The organism is Rhodanobacter sp. FW106-PBR-R2A-2-24 (genome assembly GCF_058789615.1).
The window spans coordinates 883,100-902,575 of the sequence record NZ_JBYTBV010000002.1; the positions used below are offsets into that span (position 1 = coordinate 883,100).

General features: G+C 68.8%; 13 protein-coding genes and 1 tRNA gene. 13 read left to right on the top strand and 1 reads right to left on the bottom strand.

Annotated elements, in window-relative coordinates; genetic code table 11:
• Nucleotides 1–44 precede the first annotated feature (44 nt).
• Nucleotides 45–3,833 (bottom strand): methylmalonyl-CoA mutase family protein, encoded by a 3,789-nt coding sequence (locus tag AC3WQA_RS05320; protein WP_492674039.1) that lies wholly within the window; start codon nt 3,831–3,833, stop codon nt 45–47.
• Nucleotides 3,834–4,088: 255 nt separating this feature from the next.
• On the opposite strand from AC3WQA_RS05320, the gene AC3WQA_RS05325 reads away from it, so the two are divergent.
• From AC3WQA_RS05325 to AC3WQA_RS05385, 13 genes are all read left to right on the top strand, one after another.
• Nucleotides 4,089–4,430, top strand: coding sequence for a YXWGXW repeat-containing protein (locus tag AC3WQA_RS05325; RefSeq protein WP_492674040.1), 342 nt, complete (start codon nt 4,089–4,091; stop codon nt 4,428–4,430).
• A gap of 120 nt (nt 4,431–4,550) precedes the next feature.
• Nucleotides 4,551–4,928 (top strand): YXWGXW repeat-containing protein, encoded by a 378-nt coding sequence (locus AC3WQA_RS05330; RefSeq protein WP_492674041.1) that lies wholly within the window; start codon nt 4,551–4,553, stop codon nt 4,926–4,928.
• Nucleotides 4,929–5,093: 165 nt separating this feature from the next.
• Entirely contained in the window at nt 5,094–8,609 is a 3,516-nt protein-coding gene (recC, locus tag AC3WQA_RS05335; RefSeq protein WP_492674042.1) for an exodeoxyribonuclease V subunit gamma, read from the top strand.
• Nucleotides 8,606–12,316: an exodeoxyribonuclease V subunit beta gene (gene recB / locus AC3WQA_RS05340; RefSeq protein ID WP_492674043.1), complete on the top strand. Its 3,711-nt coding sequence runs from the start codon at nt 8,606–8,608 to the stop codon at nt 12,314–12,316. The genes recC and recB overlap by 4 nt, the downstream gene beginning before the upstream one ends.
• A complete protein-coding gene (gene recD / locus AC3WQA_RS05345) occupies nt 12,306–14,210 on the top strand; it encodes an exodeoxyribonuclease V subunit alpha (protein ID WP_492674044.1) in 1,905 nt (634 codons plus the stop codon). Before recB ends, recD begins: the two co-directional genes overlap by 11 nt.
• Before the next feature lie 18 nt (nt 14,211–14,228).
• Nucleotides 14,229–14,304, top strand: a tRNA-Thr gene (locus AC3WQA_RS05350).
• 158 nt (nt 14,305–14,462) lie between these two features.
• Complete coding sequence (locus tag AC3WQA_RS05355; protein WP_492674045.1) at nt 14,463–15,695, top strand: tyrosine-type recombinase/integrase; 1,233 nt, start codon at nt 14,463–14,465, stop codon at nt 15,693–15,695.
• A 28-nt stretch (nt 15,696–15,723) separates the two neighbouring features.
• Complete coding sequence (locus AC3WQA_RS05360) at nt 15,724–16,263, top strand: hypothetical protein (RefSeq protein WP_492674046.1); 540 nt, start codon at nt 15,724–15,726, stop codon at nt 16,261–16,263.
• Nucleotides 16,264–16,334: 71 nt separating this feature from the next.
• Nucleotides 16,335–16,559 (top strand): helix-turn-helix transcriptional regulator, encoded by a 225-nt coding sequence (locus AC3WQA_RS05365; RefSeq protein WP_492674047.1) that lies wholly within the window; start codon nt 16,335–16,337, stop codon nt 16,557–16,559.
• Nucleotides 16,556–16,696, top strand: a complete 141-nt coding sequence (locus tag AC3WQA_RS05370) for a hypothetical protein (protein ID WP_492674048.1) — start codon at nt 16,556–16,558, stop codon at nt 16,694–16,696. The genes AC3WQA_RS05365 and AC3WQA_RS05370 overlap by 4 nt, the downstream gene beginning before the upstream one ends.
• Nucleotides 16,693–17,130, top strand: a complete 438-nt coding sequence (locus AC3WQA_RS05375) for a hypothetical protein (protein WP_492674049.1) — start codon at nt 16,693–16,695, stop codon at nt 17,128–17,130. Before AC3WQA_RS05370 ends, AC3WQA_RS05375 begins: the two co-directional genes overlap by 4 nt.
• Complete coding sequence (locus AC3WQA_RS05380; protein ID WP_492674050.1) at nt 17,127–18,779, top strand: DUF3631 domain-containing protein; 1,653 nt, start codon at nt 17,127–17,129, stop codon at nt 18,777–18,779. The genes AC3WQA_RS05375 and AC3WQA_RS05380 overlap by 4 nt, the downstream gene beginning before the upstream one ends.
• Nucleotides 18,776–19,444: a TubC N-terminal docking domain-related protein gene (locus AC3WQA_RS05385; protein WP_492674051.1), complete on the top strand. Its 669-nt coding sequence runs from the start codon at nt 18,776–18,778 to the stop codon at nt 19,442–19,444. The genes AC3WQA_RS05380 and AC3WQA_RS05385 overlap by 4 nt, the downstream gene beginning before the upstream one ends.
• Nucleotides 19,445–19,476 lie beyond the last annotated feature (32 nt).

The following is a 19,476-nucleotide window of genomic DNA, read 5'->3' on the forward strand; positions in this document are numbered from 1 at the left end:
CCGAGTGGCGGGCCTTAGTGCATTCCCTCCATGCGCCAGCGGGTTTACATGTTGCGCCGGTACTCGCCACCCACGTCGTAGAGTGCGTGGCTGATCTGCCCCAGCGAGTGGGTCTTCACCGCCTCCATCAGCGCGGCGAAGACGTTCTTGCGGTCGCGCGCGGTGTTCTGCAGGTAAGCCAGGCCGTGGCCCTGCCCTTCGACTCCGCTCGCCTGCGGCGAGCTAAGCTCAGGGCGAACGGATGCCTCTTCATCGGTGGAATCGGCGCCGTGCGTGTGTGACGTCTCGCCCGCCGGCGCCAACGCATTGCGCGCTTGCTGGAACGCCCGGACGTTGGCAATCTGCGCCCCCTTCTCCTCCTCCGTCGAGCGGATCAACTCGATCTCGGTAGCGATCTCGCCGCCCTTGTCCTTGGGCAGGAAGGTGTTGACGCCGATCAGCGGCAACGAGCCATCATGCTTCTTGTGCTCGTAATACATCGACTCTTCCTGGATCTTGCCGCGCTGGTACATCGTGTCCATCGCGCCGAGCACGCCGCCGCGCTCGCTGATCGCCTCGAACTCCTTGTACACCGCTTCCTCGACCAGGTCGGTGAGCTCTTCGACCACGTAGCTGCCCTGCCAGGGGTTCTCGTTGAAGTTGAGGCCCAGTTCCTTGTTGATGATCATCTGGATCGCCACGGCGCGGCGCACGCTTTCTTCGGTGGGAGTGGTGATCGCTTCGTCGTAGGCGTTGGTGTGCAGGGAGTTGCAGTTGTCGAACAGCGCGTACAGCGCCTGCAGCGTGGTGCGGATGTCGTTGAACTGGATTTCCTGCGCGTGCAGCGAGCGACCGCTCGTCTGGATGTGGTACTTCATCATCTGGCTGCGCGCGCTGGCACCGTAGCGCTCGCGCATGGCGCGGGCCCAGATGCGGCGGGCGACGCGGCCGATCACGGTGTATTCCGGGTCCATGCCGTTGGAGAAGAAGAAGCTGAGGTTGGGCGCGAAGTCGTCCACCTTCATGCCGCGGGCGAGGTAGTACTCGACGATGGTGAAGCCGTTGCTCAAGGTGAAGGCGAGCTGGCTGATCGGGTTGGCGCCGGCTTCGGCGATGTGATAACCGCTGATGCTGACCGAGTAGAAGTTGCGCACCTTGTGGTCGACGAAGTACTGCTGGATGTCGCCCATCATGCGCAGCGCGAATTCGGTGGAGAAGATGCAGGTGTTCTGCGCCTGGTCTTCCTTCAGGATGTCGGCCTGCACGGTGCCGCGCACGCTGGATAGCGTCTCGGCCTTGATGCGCGCGTAAGTCTCGGCATCCACCAGTTGGTCGCCGGTGATACCGAGCAGGCCTAGCCCCAGGCCGTCGTTGCCGGTGGGCAAATCACCGTGGTACTGCGGGCGGCCGTTGGGGTACATCGCGGCGATGGTTTTCTGCGCCTGCGCCCAGCGAGCCTCATCGGCGCGCAGGTACTTCTCCACGTTCTGGTCGATCGCGGTGTTCATGAACATCGCCAGGATCATCGGCGCCGGGCCGTTGATGGTCATCGACACCGAGCTGGTGGGCGCGCTCAGGTCGAAGCCGGAGTACAGCTTCTTCATGTCGTCCAGCGTGGCGATGTTGACGCCGGAGTTGCCGATCTTGCCGTAGATGTCGGGGCGCGGCGCCGGGTCTTCGCCGTACAGCGTGACCGAGTCGAACGCGGTGGACAGGCGCGTGGCGGCGCCGCCCTGGCTGAGGTAATGGAAGCGGCGGTTGGTGCGCTCGGGCGTGCCCTCGCCCGCGAACATGCGGGTGGGGTCTTCGCCGCTGCGGCGGTACGGGTACACGCCGCCGGTGTACGGATAGTGGCCGGGCAGGTTTTCCTTGCCGAGGAACAGCAACTGGTCGCCCCAGCTTTCAGTCTTGGGCGGCGCCACCTTGGGAATCTTCTGGTGGCTGAGCGATTCGCGGTAGTTCTCCACGCGGATCACCTTGTCGCGCACCTTGTATTCGTTGACCTCCTTGGTCACCGACTCGCGCAGCGCCGGCCAGTCGCGCAGCAGGTGGATAGACTCGTGGCTGAGTTCCTTCAACGCGGCGTTGTAGCGTTGGCGGAGGAGGAGCAGGGTGCGGTCGACGCCCTCTCCCCTCTCCCCTCGGGAGAGGGGCTGGGGGTGAGGGTGCGAGGCTTGCGTGGAGCTTGAGGCAAGGGCCGAACCCTCACCCTCGGTCCCTCTCCCGGTGGGAGAGGGATGCAAAGCGGGATGCAAATCCTCGCTGTGGTACAGTTCCAGTGGCTTCGGCAGCTTGTCGTCGCCCAGCTCCTTCAGCGACTCGTAGTAGTGCTGCGCCTTGCTGGCCGCCTCGGCCTGGTGGACGACGGAGGCATTGATGCCGCGGCCCTGCTCGGCGATCTCGGCCAGGTAGCGCACGCGCGCGCCGGGGATCAGCACGGTGGCGCGCGGCTCCTTCAGCGTGGTGTCGAGCCGGGGCTGCCAATCGCAGCTGCCCTTGCAGGAGCCCACCTTGTGGGCGATGGCTTTGCCCGAAGAGTCTGTCGCGCCGTGATCGCGCACGGAGTGCGCTCCTACATTGCCCAGGTGCAGCTTTGCCTTCATCAAACGGCACAGGTTGGCGAACATCCAGGTGATGCCGGGGTCGTTGAACTGGCTGGCGATGGTGGGATACACCGGCACGTCCTCGTCCTTGACGGCGAATGCGGTGTGGTTGCGCTTCCACTGCTTGCGCACGTCGCGCAGCGCGTCCTCGGCACCGCGGCGGTCGAACTTGTTGAGCACGACGAGTTCCGCGAAGTCGATCATGTCGATCTTTTCGAGTTGCGATGCCGCGCCGTAGTCGCTGGTCATCACGTAGACCGGGAAATCCACCAGGTCGACGATCTCCGAATCGCTCTGGCCGATGCCGGCGGTTTCCACGATCACCAGGTCGTAGGGCTGGCTCTTCAGGAAGTCGATGCAATCGTGCAGCATCACGTTGGTGGCCGCGTGCTGGCGCCGCGTGGCCATCGAACGCATGTAGACACGGTAGCTGCGCAGCGCATTCATGCGGATGCGGTCGCCCAGCAGCGCACCGCCCGAGCGGCGCCGGGTGGGATCGACCGCGAGCACGGCAATGCGCATCGCGGGGAAGGCATGCAGGAAGCGCAGCAGGAGCTCGTCCACCACCGACGACTTGCCCGCGCCACCGGTGCCGGTGAGGCCGAGCACGGGCGTGTTGGAGCGGGGCTCGGCCGGGCCGGCGTGCCACTGCTTGCGCAGCAGGGCCAATTCGGCTTCGGGGAAACGTCCCTCCTCGATGGCGCTGAGCATGCGGCCAACGCTGATCTCGTCATCGATGTCGACGCGACCGACCAACCCGGCCGCGTCCCGCGTCCCGCGTCCCGCACCCCGGCTCTTCGCCGCGCGCTGCATCACATCCTCGATCATCTCGACCAGGCCCAGCTTCATGCCGTCGTTCGGATGGTAGATGCGCTCCACGCCGTAGGCTTCCAGCTCGCGGATCTCCTCCGGCGTGATGGTGCCACCGCCACCGCCGAACACGCGGATGTGGCCGGCGCCGCGCTCGCGCAGCATGTCGACCATGTACTTGAAGTACTCGACGTGGCCGCCCTGGTAGGACGACAGCGCGATGGCGTCGGCATCCTCCTGCAGCGCGGCGCGCACCACATCCTCCACCGAGCGGTTGTGACCCAGGTGGATCACCTCCGCGCCCTGGCTCTGGATGATCCGCCGCATGATGTTGATGGCCGCGTCGTGGCCGTCGAACAGGCTGGCGGCGGTGACGAAGCGCAGCGGGGTGGACTCGGCTTGCGGCGCACCAGCGGGGACGTGCTTGGCGGGGGAACTCATGGCAACTCCGGCATCGTGTGCTTGAACCGGCCGATTTTAGGGCATCGCGGTGCGGCATCGCTGACGCAATGCGGCATCGGAGGCATGCTCGAAAGGCCGCGGCCCCACCGCGTCCCGGCACGGCGACCTGAACCGCGCGCCACATGGCAACCCACCAGCGGCTGAATGCAGCGGGCGGCCAGGTCAACAGCGCTCATGCACCGACGTTTTCCGTCCTGCCAGCCACCCACGACGGTCTCCACGGAGAGCCCCACGATGTCGACCTCCCGCATGCGCCTGCTCGCCGTCGCACTCGCCATCGCCGGCACGACCACGGCCATCGCATCGACGGCACCGGCCGCGCCGCCAGCTGTCGTGACGGCCGGCGGCGGCATGCTCACACCACCGCCTCCGGCGCGCTTCGAACGCCGGCCGCCACCGCGCGCCGGCTATGTCTGGGCGCCGGGCTACTGGATCTGGAGCCAACGTCTGCATCGCCACGTCTGGGGCAACGGCCGCTGGCTGCGCGTGCGCCCGGGCCAACGCTACGTGCCGGCGCGCTGGTGGCAGGGGCCGCATGGCCACTGGCATTTCAGCGCCGGCTACTGGACGCGCTGAGCGCGCAACAACCTGCGGATGAGCCGTTTCGCGGCCAACGCACCCCATCACACCGGCGTCGTCGCCACGGCGTGACAACGCCATCCCACCACGCTCCACCATGTCAACCGAGGGGAATCCATGTCATCACGTCTTGCGGCTCTGTTGCTCGTCTCCGCAGCCACTGCGCTGGCTGCGGGCTGCGTCGAAGAACGCCCGGCCTATCGCCCACACCCGGTGCAGCGCGAGGTGATCGTGGAGCGCCAGGCGCCTCCGCCGCCCACCGTGATCGAAGTGATCGCCCCGCAGCCACCGCCGCCGCGCATCGTGGAAGACATGCCGCCGCCGCGCCCCGGCTATATCTGGGTGCACGGCTACTGGCGCTGGGAACACGGCCGCTACGTGGCCGTGCCCGGCCACTGGCGCGAGGCGCGCCCCGGCTACCACTACGTGCATCCGCACTGGGAACAGCGCAACGACGGCTGGCACTTCCATGTGGGCGTGTGGGTGACCGGCTGATAGTGCACTTCTGCGCACATCCCTGATCGCGAAGATCACATGGGCGGCCATCCGTGGCCGCACTGCTCGAAAAAGCGGCGGCACGGGCAATCCGGATCGCCGCTTTTTCACGTCCACCCTCCGGTTATCGCAGACGGCGAGACCAAAGGGCGGCAGAATCGGAGGATGAACCACACCATCCAATCCGGCCTGATGGTCGCGCACGGCAACCAGCTGGAAGACCTGCGTGACCTGCTGATCGAATGGCTGGCGCGCACGCCGCTGGCGCCGCTGGAGGACGAGCTGCTGCTGGTGCAGAGCAACGGCATCGCGCAGTGGCTGAAGCTGGCGCTGGCGCGTCCGCGCGACGCCGGCGGCATGGGCATCAGCGCGGCGGTGGATGTGCAACTGCCCGGCCGCTTCCTGTGGCTGGCGTATCGCGCCGTGCTGGGGCGCGCGGCGGTACCGGCGGATTCGCCGTTCGACAAATCGCGCCTTGGCTGGCGACTGATGCGCCTGCTGCCCACCCTGCTGGACGAGGCGGATTTCGCGCCGCTGCGGCACTTCCTCGGCCAGGATCGCGCCGACCCGGTCAAATTGTTCCAGCTCGCCAACCAGGTCGCCGACCTGTTCGACCAGTACCAGGTCTACCGCGCCGACTGGCTGGAGGACTGGGAACACGGCCACGACGTGCTGCGCGACGAGCTGCGCGGTGGCCAGGCGCAACTGCCCGACGAGCAGCGCTGGCAACCCCGCCTGTGGCGCGCCCTGCTGGTCGACGTGGGCGAGGCGCAGCGCGCCAGCCATCGCGCCGCCGTGCATCGCGCCTTTCTCGAACGCGCCGCCACGCTGACGGAGCGCCCCGCCGGCCTGCCCCGGCGCATCAGCGTGTTCGGCATTTCCTCGCTGCCGCAGCAGACGCTGGAGGCGCTGACCGCGCTCGCCCGCGTGTGCCAGGTGTTCCTGCTGGTGGCCAACCCCTGCCGCCACTACTGGGCCGACATCATCGAGGATCGCGAACTGCTCAAGGCCGCGCAGCGCCGCCACGCCGGCAAGCCCGGCCTGCCGCCCGAGCCGCACTTCGAAGAGCTGCACCAGCACGCCAACCCGCTGCTCGCCGCCTGGGGCAAGCAGGGCCGCGACTACATCCGCCTACTCGACAGCTTCGATGCGCCCGACACCTACCGGGCGCGCTTCGCCGCGCTGGGCCGCGACATCGACCTGTTCGCCGATCCCGGCCACGGTTCCCTGTTGCATCAGGTGCAGCAGGCCATCCTCGACCTGGAACCGCTGCCCGCCGACCCCGCGCAGCGCAGGTCGCTGATCGCCGGCGACGACTCGCTGCGCTTCCACGTGGCGCACAACGCGCAGCGCGAGGTGGAGATCCTGCATGACAACCTGCTCGCGCTGTTCGAGCAGGCGCAGCGCGAAGGCCGGCCGCTGGCGCCGCGCGACGTGATGGTGATGGTGCCCGACATCCAGACCTACGCGCCGCACATCCAGGCCGTGTTCGGGCGCATCCCGCACGACGATCCGCGCTTTCTTCCGTGCAGCATCGCCGACCGCCCCACGCGCGGCGCCACGCCGCTGCTGGTGGCGCTGGAACAGCTGCTGCGCCTGCCCGAATCGCGCTACGCCGCCGGCGACATCCTCGACCTGCTGGACACGCCCGCGCTGCGTCGCCGCTTCCAACTCGACGACACCGGCCTGCCGACCCTGCGCCGCTGGATCGAAGGCGCCGGCATCCGCTGGGGCCTGGATGGCGCACAGAAAGCCAGCCTCGGCCTGCCGCCGGAGGAGCAGAACAGCTGGCGCTTCGGCCTGCGCCGCATGCTGCTGGGTTACGCGGTGGGCGACGGCGAGTCACTGGACGGCATCGCGCCCTACGACGAGGTGGGCGGCCTCGATGCCGCCCTGGTCGGCCCGCTCGCGCTGCTGCTGGATCGGCTCGACCACTACGGCCAGCAGCTCGCCACGCCGGCCACGCCCGCCGCCTGGAACGAACGCCTGCGCGGCCTGCTCGCGGCGTTCTTCGATGCCGGCCACGACGATGGCGACGCCCTGCTGCTGCAAGGCCTGACGGCGGCACTGGAAAGCTGGGAGCACGCCTGCGCGGAAGCCGGCTTTGCCGACGCCGTGCCGCTGGCCGTGGTGCGCGAACACTGGCTGGCTGCCGTGGATGAAAGCCGCCTCTCGCAGCGCTTCCTCGGCGGCGCGGTGAGCTTCGCCACCCTGATGCCGATGCGCGCCATCCCCTTCCGCGTGGTGTGCCTCTTGGGCATGAACGACGGCGCCTACCCGCGCCGCAGCAGCGCGCCGGATTTCGACCTGATGGCCACGCCCGGCCAGCAGCGCCCCGGCGACCGCTCGCGCCGCGAGGACGACCGTTATCTGTTTCTGGAAGCCCTGCTCGCCGCGCGCGACACGCTGTACGTGAGCTGGGTGGGGCGCAGCGCACGCGACAACAGCGAACTGCCGCCCTCGGTGCTGGTGGGGCAGTTGCGCGACTACCTCGCCGCGGGCTGGGTCAAAGGGGATCAGAGTCACTTTTCCGACGACGACCCGCCAGCCCCTGCCGCCACGAAAAGTGATTCTGACCCCCTTTTATCGCTCACCACCGAGTACCCGCTGCAAGCCTTCAGTCCGCGCTATTTCGACGCCGCCAGCGACGCACGCCTGTTCACCTATGCCGCCGAGTGGCAGCGCGCGCGCCAGGCCGCGCCGGCCAGCGACGACAACCCGCTGCCGCCCTGGCAGCGCGAAACGCCGCTGGGCCTCGCCCTGCTGCAACGCTTCCTCAGGTCGCCCGCCAAGGCCTTCTATGCCGAGCGCCTCGCCGTGCACTTCGCCAGCGACGACGAGGCCGACACGGACCACGAGCCCTTCGCCCTCGACCCTCTCGAAAACCACCAGATCACCGACGCCCTGCTGCGCGCCGCCATCCACACCGGCCTCGATGCACTGGCGCCGGCCACGCAGCGCCTGCACGAACAAGGCGTGCTGCCGCCGGACAGCTTCGGCACACTGACGCTGACGCCGATGGAAGCCGCCGCCACGCGCGTCGCCACGCGCTGGCAGGCGCTGGACGCGCACTACCCGCGCACCGGCGAAAACCACACGCTGCACGCCGCCGCGCATGGCCTCGCCGTGGAAGACACGCTGGACGACTTGCGCGCGGACGACGACGGCCAGCGCATCCGCCTGATGGCCACCGCCAGCACGCTCAAGAGCGAGCAGAAACTCCGCCACGACAAACTGCTTGCCTACTGGGTCGCGCATCTCCTGGTCAACGCCAACGCGCTGGCCGCCACCACCTGCATCGTGGCGCCGGACGCGCTGGTGCAGCTGCGCCCGCTCGATGCCGGCGCGGCGAAACACCATCTCGACGAACTGCTCGCCGCCTTCGCCGACGGCATGCGTGCACCGCTGCCGATCGCGCGCCAGAGCGCCTTCGCCTGGCTGCTGAGCGAAGCGGCAAACCAGCAACTCGCGCCCGAAAAACAGAAGAACCCCTACGCCAGCGCGCGCAAGCGCTACGACCACGCCGAAGGCGAACACGGCCACGGCGAGGTGGACGAGGAGCCCGCGCTCGCCCGCCGCTGGCCCAACTTCGCCGCCTTGCATGGCGCCGGCTTCGAGCATTGGCTGCATCTGTACCGCCCCCTGCTGGACGCCGCGTGCGTCATGGACGAAAACGCATGAGCGCCGCGCAAGCCCTGAACCCGCTGCGCCTGCCGCTGGCCGGAACGCAACTCATCGAAGCCAGCGCCGGCACCGGCAAGACCTGGACCATCGCCGCGCTGTACCTGCGCCTGGTGCTGGGCCACGGCGGCGGAGCGCCGCTGCTGCCCGCGCAAATATTGGTGATGACCTTCACCAAGGCCGCCACCGCCGAGCTGCGCGAGCGCATCCGCACGCGGCTGTCCGAAGCCGCCGCGGCCTTTCGCGACCAGCGCGCGCCCGATGATTTCCTGCGCGCCCTGATCGCCGAATACCCCGATGCCGGACAGCGCTCCCGCGCCGCGCGCCAGCTGGAACTGGCCGCGCAATGGATGGACGAGGCCGCCGTATTCACCATCCACGGCTGGTGCCAGCGCATGCTCACCCAGCACGCCTTCGCCAGCGGCGAAGCGGCCAGCGCGGATGCGGTAGCCGACGAGGCCGAGCTGCTGGCCGAGGCCGTGCGCGACTACTGGCGCGGCCAGGTGTTCACGTTGGGCCGCGAAGCCGCCGCGCTGTATGCGCAGTCATGGGACACGCCCGCCGCACTGCAGGCCGCGCTGAAACCGCTGCTGCCCCACGTCGAACGCCTGCAACTGGACGGCCAGCCGCTGCCCACCCTGCGCGCACCCGGCGACCTGCTGGAGGCGCAGGCGAAGGCGCTGCATGCCGCCGAGACGCAAGCGCGCAGCCGCTGGCTCCAGCACACCGACGCCATCGAGGCGTTGCTGCTCAAGGCCTCGCAGACCAAGGTGTTCGATGGCCGCCGGCTGCAAGCCCGGGGCTTGCCTGGCCACTTCGCCAGCATGCTCGCCTGGGCGCAGGGCGAGGCGCTCGACGACGCCACGCTGGAACGCTTCACGCCGGCCTATCTGGCCGAACGCACGGTGGCCGGCAAGCAGCCCCCCACGCATGCGGCCTTTGTCGCCATCGATCACCTGCTGGCCGCGCGCCGACAGGCCGCGTCGCTGCCCCCGCTGCTGCTCGCCCACGCCGCCCCCTGGGTGGCCCGGCGCGTGGACGAAGCCCGCCGCAAGCAAGCCCTGCTCGGCTACGACGACATGCTCAAACGCCTCGACGCCGCCCTGCACGGCGCCACCGGCGACAGCCTCGCACGACTGATCGCCGCGCAATATCCGGTGGCGCTGGTGGACGAATTCCAGGACACCGACGCGCTGCAGTGGCGCATCTTCCACCGCCTCTACCATGGCGTCGGTGGCAAGGCGCTGCTGCTGATCGGCGATCCCAAGCAGGCCATCTACGGCTTCCGCGGCGCCGACATCCACACCTATTTCAACGCACGCAAGGACGCTGCGCAGCCGCACTGGACGCTGGGCACCAACCACCGCTCCACCGACGCACTGGTCAAGGCCGTCAACCACGTTTTTGAGTTCGCGAACCAGCACGACAAGGGCGCCTTCGGCTTCGGCGCGCAACTCCCCTTCATCAAGGTCGAAGCCAAGGGCCGCGACGAACGTCTGCAGCTCGACGGCACCGACCTTCCAGCCATGCAGATAGCCGTCCAGACGTCCGTCACAACCATCGGCACCAACGACTACCGCGACGCCCTGGCCGCCCACGCCGCCGCGCAACTGGTGGACTGGCTCACCGCCGCGCAGGCCAGCCGTTGCGGATTCATGGATAAAGACGGCCACCTCACTCCGCTCCAGCCCGGCGACATCGCCATCCTGGTGCGCGACAAGAGCGACGCCGCCGCGATGCGCGCCGCACTGCACGCGCACGGCCTCGCCCATGTGTACCTCTCGGACAAGCAGTCGGTCTACGCCAGTACCGAGGCCGCCGAGTTGCAATGCTGGATCGCCGCCTGCGCCAACCCCGGCAATGACCGCGCCATGCGCACCGCGCTGGCCACGCCGATGATGGGCCAGAGCCTGGCCGAGCTGGATCGGCTGAACACCGACGAGGCACACTGGGAAGCCTGCGGCGAGCACTTCCGCCAGTTGCACGCGTTGTGGCAGCGCCACGGCGTGCTGGCAATGCTGCATGAGCTGCTGCATCGATTCGGCGTGCCCGCTCGCCTCTTGGCCCGCGCGAACGGCGAGCGTGCGCTCACCAACCTGCTGCAACTGGCCGAGCTGCTGCAGCAGGCCGCCACCGGGCTGGACGGCGAGCACGCGCTGATCCGCCACCTCGCCGCGCAAATCACCAACCCCGCCGGTGGCGAGGCCGCCGAGGAACAGATCGTGCGGCTGGAAAGCGAGGCTGCCCTCATCCAGGTGGTGACCATCCACAAATCCAAGGGCCTGGAATACCCGGTGGTGCTGCTGCCCTTCGTCTGCGCTTTCAAGGAAACCGGCGACAAGAAACCGCTGCTGTGGCACGACGCGCACGGCGAGGCGCACTTCGACCTGCGCCCCGGCAGCGATGCCTGGCAAGCCGCCGAAGACGCGCGCCTGCAGGAAGACCTGCGCCTGCTCTACGTGGCGCTCACCCGCGCCCGCCACCTGTGCTGGCTGGGCGTGGCCTGCCTCAAGGATGGTGCGAAGAAGGATTCCGGCCTGCACAAATCCGCTTTCGGTTATGCGCTCGCCGGCGACAACGTCATTGAAGCCGGCGCGCTGATGACCACGCTGCAAACGCTGGCGCAGGGCCAACCCGCCATCCGGCTCGTCAGACTGCCCGACACTGCCGACACCCGTCGCTACCAGCCCGAGGACGCCGCCAGCGCGCCGCGTCCCGCGCGCCCATGCACCCTGCCCGCGCGCACGCCGTGGTGGATCGCCAGCTACAGCGCGCTGGCGCAGCACGAGGCCGGCGCATCGCACGGCGCGCCGGAGACTTCGCACCAAGCCACGCTCACTGAAACACTGCAGGCCAGCGACTCGGCCATCGCCGCAGCGAGCGACACGGCCCCACCAGCCAAAGCCGTACCGTTGATGGATGCCGGCGTTGCCGGCATCCAGGCCGGCATCCAGGCCGGCATCCACGATTTCGAGCGCGGCGCCGCGCCCGGCACCTTCCTGCATGAGCTGTTGGAGCACTGCGCCGAGGAAGGTTTCGCCCACGCCGCCGCGCCCTCGCCGTTGCTCATCGACACCATCGCCCGACGCTGCCAGGCGCGCGGCTGGAAACGCTGGATCGAACCGCTCACCGCCTGGCTGCCCGCCCTGCTGCGCACGCCGCTGGCCCTGCCCGACGGCGACGCCATGCCGCTGACCGCGCTCACCGATCCGCTGCGCTATCGCGCCGAACTCGAGTTCTGGTTCGAGGTACATCACGTCGACGCGCAGGCACTGGATCGCCTCGTCACCGCGCACACACTGGACGGCGCGCCACGCCCCGCGCTGGCGTCCAGCTTCGTCAACGGCCTGCTCAAGGGTTTCATCGACCTGGTGTTCGAGCACGACGGGCGCTGGTACGTGGCCGACTACAAATCCAACTGGCTGGGCAAGGATGCCGCCGCGTACACCGGGGAAGCCATGCGCGCCTCGGTGCTGCAGAGCCGCTACGAACTGCAGTACGCCCTCTACACCCTGGCCCTGCACCGCCAGCTCCAGGCCCGCCTGCCCGGCTACCGCTACGACACCCACATGGGCGGCGTGCTCTACCTCTACCTGCGCGGCGTGGACGGCGCCGGCCATGGCGTGCATGCGCAGCGCCTGCCGTTCGCCCTGATCGATGCCATGGATACGCTGCTTGCCACGGGAGGCGTCCGCGATGTCGCTTGAAGCCCTGTTCGACCGCGCGCTGGAACAGCAGCGCCTGCGCCCGCTGGATGTGGCCTTCGCGCGTTTCCTGGTCGAGCGCGACGCCAGTATCGCCCCCGCGCTGGCCTGGCTGGCCGCCGTGCTCAGCCGGCAGCTGGCCGACGGCCATCTGTGCCTCGACCTCGACCAGCTCGACACGCTCGCCGATGCGGAGGAATGGCCACCCGCCTGGCGCGCCCACGCCGACACCTTGCGCAGCGGCCTGCCCACTTCGCCGCTGCTCGCCGACGCCAGCGGCGCGCCCGCCAACGCACCGTTGGTACACGACGGCTCGCGGCTCTATCTGCGCCGCCACTGGAACCACGAGCGCGCCGTGGCGCAAGGCATCCTGGATCGCGTGGCGCGCGACGAGCCACCATCCGGCCACCTGGCCGCCGAACTCGCGCGCCTGTTCCCCACCCAGATTGCGCCGGACTGGCCACGCATCGCCTGCGCGCTGGCTGCGCGCGGCGGCTTCGGCGTCATCACCGGTGGCCCCGGCGCCGGCAAGACCACCACCGTGGTGCGCCTGCTCGGCCTGCTGCAAACCCTGCACCTGCGCGAACACGATGAGCCGCTGCGCATCCGCCTCGCCGCGCCCACCGGCAAGGCCGCGGCGCGGCTGAACGAGTCGATCAGCGCCCAGCTCGCCAAGCTCGACGTGACTGATGCCGTGCGCGCCGGCATCCCCGCCGAAGTCACCACCCTGCATCGCCTGCTGGGCGCGCGCCCCGATACCCGCCACTTCCGCCACGACGCGCGAAACCCGCTGCCGCTGGACGTGCTGGTGATCGACGAGGCCTCGATGGTGGATCTGGAAATGATGGCCGCCGTGCTCGCCGCGCTGCCCGGCACAGCGCGGCTGATCCTGCTGGGCGACAAGGACCAGCTCGCCTCGGTGGAAGCCGGCGCCGTGCTGGGCGAGCTGTGCGCGCGCGCCGAAGGTGGTCACTACGACGACGCCACCGCCCGCTGGATCGCCGCCACCTGCGGCGACGACATCCGGGCCTTCGTGCGAGCCGACGCGCAGCCGCTGGATCAGCGCATTGCCATGCTGCGCGTGAGCCATCGCTTCAGCGCCGGCAGCGGCATCGGACAACTGGCCCAGGCGGTGAACGCCGGCGATGCGCCTGCCGTGCTGACGCTGCTGCACGCCCCAGCCACCGACCTGGCGTGGCTGCCCGACGCGGGCGCCGCGACACTGGAAACCCTCATCGTCGATGGCTACCGGCCCTGCCTCGACTGGCTGCACCAGCATCGTCCCGCGGCCGATGCCGGCGAGGCCGCGCACGCCGACTGGGCAACCGGCGCACTCGCCGCCTTCAACCGTTTCCAGTTGCTGTGCGCGCTGCACCGTGGCCCACACGGCGTGGAAGGCATGAACCAGCGCGTCGCCGCCACCTTGCAGGCGCGCGACCTGATCGAGGCCACGCAGGGCTGGTACGAGGGCCGCCCGGTGCTCGCCACCCGCAACGATTACGCGCTGGGCCTGATGAACGGCGACCTCGGCCTGTGCCTGCGCCTGCCCGGCAAAGACGGCGACGCGCACCTCGCGGTGGCCTTCCTCGCCGCCGCCCAGGACGGCGGCACGCGGCTGCGCTTCGTGGCGCCCGCGCGCCTGCCCGAGGCGGCCACGGCCTTCGCGCTCACCGTGCACAAATCGCAAGGCTCGGAGTTCGAGCGCGTCGCCCTGCTGCTGCCGCCCGCGCCCAGCCCCGTGCTTACCCGCGAGCTGCTCTACACCGGCATCACCCGCGCCCGCCGCCATTTCAGCCTGCTCGCCGGCGCCGCCATCGTCGAACAGGCCGTGGCGCAACGCACCCGCCGGCATTCCGGGCTGGCCGCGCGGCTTGCGCCCCATCCCGTCACCCCGTAAAATCCGCCGTTCCATTCCGCCGGAATAGCTCAGTTGGTAGAGCGGCGCATTCGTAATGCGTAGGTCGCAGGTTCGACTCCTGTTTCCGGCACCATTTAAGCGTCACGCAACATCACGAAACACCCCTCAAACCGCGCCCTGACGCGGTTTTTCTTTGCCCTGACGTCACGCGACATACCCCGGCCCACCCTTGAGTTACCCCAACCTTGGGGGTAGCTTTGGGGGTAGATCGAAGCCTTGGGGGTAACTGTCATGCCGAAACGGATTCCAGCGCTGTCACCGTCTGCCGTAGCGAACGCCAAGCCACAAGCCAAGCCGTACAAGCTCGCGGACGGCGGCGGCCTGTTCCTGCTGTTGCAGCCCAACGGTGGCAAGTGGTGGCGCTGGAAGTACCGCCGCCCGGTAACCGGCAAAGAGAACGTGCTGAGCTTCGGCACCTACCCCGACGTGAGTCTGAAGAACGCCCGCGCCGAGCGCGAGAAAGCCCGCGCCCTGCTGGCGGACGGCACCGACCCCGGCGAGGTTCGCAAGTCGGAGGAACGCGCCAAGGTCGCCGCTGCTGCGAATAGCTTCGCCGCCATCGCCGCCGAATGGCTGGGCAAGCAGCACATGGCGCCGGCCACGATGGAGAAAGCGCGGTGGACGTTCGACGATCTACTGAACCCCTTTATCGGGCACCGCCCCGTGTCCGAGATTGACGCCCCGGAAGTGCTGGCGCTGCTGCGCCGGATCGAATCGCGCGGCGCTGTCGAAACCGCGCACCGCACGAAACAACGGTGCGGGCAGGTCTTCCGCTACGCGATAGCCACCGGGCGCGCCAGCCATGACCCAACCGCCGACCTGCGCGGCGCACTGAAAGCGGTAAAGGTGACTCACCGCGCCGCCATCACGGAACCGGCCAAGGTGGCCGAGCTGCTGCGCGCCATTGACGGCTACACCGGGGGCGCCATCGTGGGCGCAGCACTGAAGCTCTCGCCCCTGCTGATGGTGCGTCCCGGCGAACTGCGCCAGATGGAATGGGCCGAGCTGGACATGGACGGCGCCGAATGGCGCATCCCTGCGGACAAGATGAAGATGCGCGAGCTGCACATCGTGCCCCTGCCCGCCCAAGCCGTGGCGATCCTGCGCGAGCTGCAACCGCTCACCGGACGCGGGCAGTACGTCTTCCCCGGCGCGCGCAGTCCGCGCATGCCCATGAGCGAGGCGGCGATCAATGCCGCACTGCGCCGTATGGACTTCGACAAAGCCACCATGACCGCCCACGGCTTCCGGGCGATGGCGTCCACTCGGCTGAATGAAATGGGTTACCCGCCCGACGTCATCGAACGCCAGCTGGCCCACGCCGAACGTAACAAGGTGCGTGCCGCCTACAATCGGGCGCAGTACCTGACCGAGCGCCGCCAGATGATGCAGGCATGGGCCGATTACTTGGACGCGCTGCGCGCTGGCGCTGTCGTGGTTCCGTTCAAGCGCAAGGCCGGCTGAGGTTATGCGCGCAGCTCGCAATCGAAGTGTGGACGCGGAAGCCTTGGCGGCGATGGATGCCGGCATTGCCGATGCGACACGATGGGCGTCGGTGGAGTTTGACGATTTGCTGGGGCCGCTTCTCGATGGCACGCCGGAAGCGCTGCAACGCACGGTCAATGACCTGCGCGACTTCCTTGTGGACAGGCGCCCGGTCGATGAGCTGCGGCAGTTGTGGCGTGAGTTCGGCCCGTGCCGTGGAAGCGGCAATGTGCCGGGATTGGCCGATTCGGAACGGCTGGCGATTCGCCAACTGAAGGACATTTGCAGTGCCATGCATTGCGACAGCAAGCGAGCGGCCGAGTTGATTCTTGGCAAGGCGGGCGCGCGCGACCAGAAGCGGCAAGCCGGAACGCGCAAGGAACGGCGACCGGACGTCACGCAATGGATAGACGGCCAATTGAGAACCGAGCCGAACGCGAGGGCTCCCGCCCTTTGGGCGCGCGCGCCCGAATGGTTGACGGAACAAATCGGCATCGACCGGTTCCGCAAACGCGTCACGGCATGCCGGAAACTGCGCCGCAAGTAAGTAACGGCGCACTCGCTTGGCAGCATCCCCAGCAACCCGCAACGTCTGCGGGCAACACTGAGGATGCAACCATGCCAACCACCAACCTTGCTCCCCAAGCCGCCAGCAAGATCGAACCCGGCGACCTGCTGACCACTGAGGAAGCATCGAACGCGCTGGCGGTCACGCCGCGCACGCTCGCCAACTGGCGCGCCAAACGCGAAGGCCCGGCCTTCGTGAAGGTGGGCAAGCGTGCCGTGCGCTACCGCCGCGCCGACCTTGACGCGTTCGCGCGCCGCGTCGAGGTGACCGCATGACGCGCCCGTCATTCGCCCGCATTGCCGATGCGCTGCTGTTGGCGGCCATTTACACCATCGCGTGCGCGCTCGCTGTTCCGCTGCTGGCCTTGGACGGTGCGCAGCGCGTTCGCCGCTGGCTGGGGGTGAAGCCGTGAACGCCACCATGCTGCTTTCGCGGCTGGACAACGTGCGCCGCGCTGGCACCGGCTGGCGGGCGAACTGCCCGAACCCGGCCCACGCCAAGGTGCGCGGCTCGCTGTCCATCACCGAAGCGGACGACGGGCGCTTGCTGCTTTCCTGCTTCGCCTGCCACGACACCCCGGCGATTCTCGGGGCGCTGGACTTGGCGATGGCCGACCTGTACCCCGAGCGCATCCGCGATCCATCGCCCGAAGCGCGCCGCGCCGCACGCGAGGCGGCCAAGCGCAACCGCTGGGCGGCGGCACTGAACGTGCTGGGCCGCGAGGCTCGCATTGTCGTTCTTGCCGCGCATGACTTGCTGGACGGCAAGGCGCTGTCACCCGACGACACCATGCGTCTATGGCAGGCCGAGGAGCGTATTCAACGGGCACGGGAGGTGTTGGCATGAATCCGTCCGCCGAACCAGTGACACCCTACGTGCGTTCGCTGGAAGACCGCGCGGAACGCGAGCTTGCGATGCTGGATCGCGCGCCATCGCGGCATCGTGGCCCTGCCCCTACTGAAACACGCGGGGACAGCGGGGCAGACACCGCGCCGAAGGATGACGCACCCGACTGCATCGACGTCGCCTTGCAGCAACTGGACAGCGACCCCGGCGCACTCTTTGCGCGCGAGGTGCTGGACGCGTTGACCGCAGTACGGCAGACCGACCCGGCCCGCTACCAACGCGTGCGAGCGGCGGCGAAGGGCAAGGCCAGCGTGATCGAGCTGGACAAGCTGACCGCTTCCAAGGACGACGCGCCAGCCGTCGAGTTGTTCCCCGACATGGAGCCATGGCCACAACCCGTGAGCGGTGCAGCGCTGCTGGCGGACGTGTATCGGATCATCGCGCAGCACGTTGTCGCCGACCCGCCGACGATCTGCGCGGCGGCCTTGTGGATCGCGCACACGTACTGCATGGACGCGCTAACTGTGTCGCCGCTGGCCCATATCAGCGCGCCGGAAATGCGCTGCGGCAAGACCGTCTTGCTCACGGCGATGATGCGGCTTTGCTATCGCCCACTGTCGGTGGCGAGCATTTCCCCGGCGGCGATCTTCCGCACCGTGGAGCGATGGGCGCCGACGCTGGGCATTGACGAGGTGGACGCCTTCCTGAAAGACAACGAGGAAGCGCGCGGCCTGATTAACTCCGGCCTGTACCGCGAGACTGCTGTGGTCATCCGCTGCACCGGCGACGACAACACGCCCACGCAATTCAGCACCTGGGCGCCCAAGATTCTTTGCGGCATCGGCAAGCTAGCCGGCACCATTGAAGACCGCGCCATCCCGCTGCGGATGCGGCGCAAGGTGGCTGGTGAAACTGCCGCCAGCATCCGGCGATCCGACCCGCAACCATGGGCCGACCTGCGAGCACAGTTGACGCGCTGGGCTGAGGATCGCCGCCACGCGGTGGGCATGGCACACCCAACGCCGGCGGCAGGGCTTGGCGACCGCGCGCAAGACTGCTGGGAGCCGCTGCTAGCCATTGCCGATGATGCAGGCGGGGAGTGGCCGCGCCGGGCGCGTGCGGCGGCGCTGGCGCTTCACGGCGTGGAGGAAGACACGCCCAGCATCGGCGTGGAGCTGCTGCGCGACGTGGAGGCCGCATTCAAGGAGCGCGGGACAAGCCGGCTCGCCACCGCCGAGCTGTTGCGCATCCTGACTCAAGACGATGAAGCGCCGTGGGCATCGTGGAACCGTGGCAGCCCACTGCGACCGCGCCAGCTCGCCCAGCGCCTTTCTGAGTTCGGTATCAAGCCGAAGACGACGCGCCTACCGAATGGCGACCGGCTCAAAGGGTATGCACTGGCCGACTTCGCCGACGCCTTCACCCGTTACCTTTCCGCCGAAGGGGGCAATGTATCCGTGACACCGTGCCAACCGCATAACAGCGCGGTTTGCGAGGCATCGGCTTCCGTGACAGCCGGGCTTGCGTCACGGATAGCAAAACCCCCGGAACCCGCATGGGACAAGGCTTGTCACGGTGTCACGGATAAAAACGGGGTTCCGGCAGAAAAGACAAGCGACGACACGGCAAGGGAGACGTTCGACCTATGAGCGCCGCACCGCTACTGCGCGAATTGCAGGCCGCTGGCGTCACGCTTTCGGCCACGGGTGACCGCCTGCACATCGAGGCGCCCGCCGGCACCGTCACCCCGGAATTGCGCCAGCGCATCGCCGACAACAAGGCTGGCCTACTGGCCGAACTGCACCCGCCCACGGACGACAGCCTCGCCCGGCTGCAATCGGTGCTGCTGGCGCTGGCCGACAGCGTGGGCGTGGAGCGCGCCATGGTGGAACGGCTGACCACGGACGAACTGGCCGCCTGCAAGGGGCTGACCGTGGGCACGCTGCGCAGCTACCTGCTGGCGCTGGCCGACACCGCCACACGGCAGGCCGGCAAGGTTCCGGCAGGCGACACGGCGGCGATCCACTGCGCGCACTGCGGCCCGGTCTACGCTCACCCGGACATTGCCGCCGTGCTGCCCGTAGTGAACGGCTGGCCGCGTGCGCTGGGCTGCCCGTGGTGCGCGATCCGCAAAGTAGGTGGCTACGTGCCCCGGCCTCGCGTGTCGTGCGCTACCTGCACGCACTGGCAACCCGACACCGTGAACCCCGATGGCGGCATGGGGAGCTGCGCCAGCGGCCACGGCATGCACTACCCGATGCAGCGGCACGGCTGCGGAAGCCATGTTCCCGCCCCACGCACCGGCGACCACTGACCATGCCCCGGCCACCGACAGGCGCAGCCGCC

Excerpts from the sequence above, each read along its gene's own strand:
- AC3WQA_RS05320 (WP_492674039.1), bottom strand. The coding sequence starts at position 3,833 with ATGAGTTCCCCCGCCAAGCACGTCCCCGCTGGTGCGCCGCAAGCCGAG.
- AC3WQA_RS05325 (WP_492674040.1), top strand. The coding sequence starts at position 4,089 with ATGTCGACCTCCCGCATGCGCCTGCTCGCCGTCGCACTCGCCATCGCC.
- AC3WQA_RS05355 (WP_492674045.1), top strand. The coding sequence starts at position 14,463 with ATGCCGAAACGGATTCCAGCGCTGTCACCGTCTGCCGTAGCGAACGCC.
- recD (WP_492674044.1), top strand. The coding sequence starts at position 12,306 with ATGTCGCTTGAAGCCCTGTTCGACCGCGCGCTGGAACAGCAGCGCCTG.
- AC3WQA_RS05330 (WP_492674041.1), top strand. The coding sequence starts at position 4,551 with ATGTCATCACGTCTTGCGGCTCTGTTGCTCGTCTCCGCAGCCACTGCG.
- AC3WQA_RS05385 (WP_492674051.1), top strand. The coding sequence starts at position 18,776 with ATGAGCGCCGCACCGCTACTGCGCGAATTGCAGGCCGCTGGCGTCACG.
- recC (WP_492674042.1), top strand. The coding sequence starts at position 5,094 with ATGAACCACACCATCCAATCCGGCCTGATGGTCGCGCACGGCAACCAG.
- AC3WQA_RS05365 (WP_492674047.1), top strand. The coding sequence starts at position 16,335 with ATGCCAACCACCAACCTTGCTCCCCAAGCCGCCAGCAAGATCGAACCC.
- AC3WQA_RS05370 (WP_492674048.1), top strand. The coding sequence starts at position 16,556 with ATGACGCGCCCGTCATTCGCCCGCATTGCCGATGCGCTGCTGTTGGCG.
- AC3WQA_RS05380 (WP_492674050.1), top strand. The coding sequence starts at position 17,127 with ATGAATCCGTCCGCCGAACCAGTGACACCCTACGTGCGTTCGCTGGAA.
- recB (WP_492674043.1), top strand. The coding sequence starts at position 8,606 with ATGAGCGCCGCGCAAGCCCTGAACCCGCTGCGCCTGCCGCTGGCCGGA.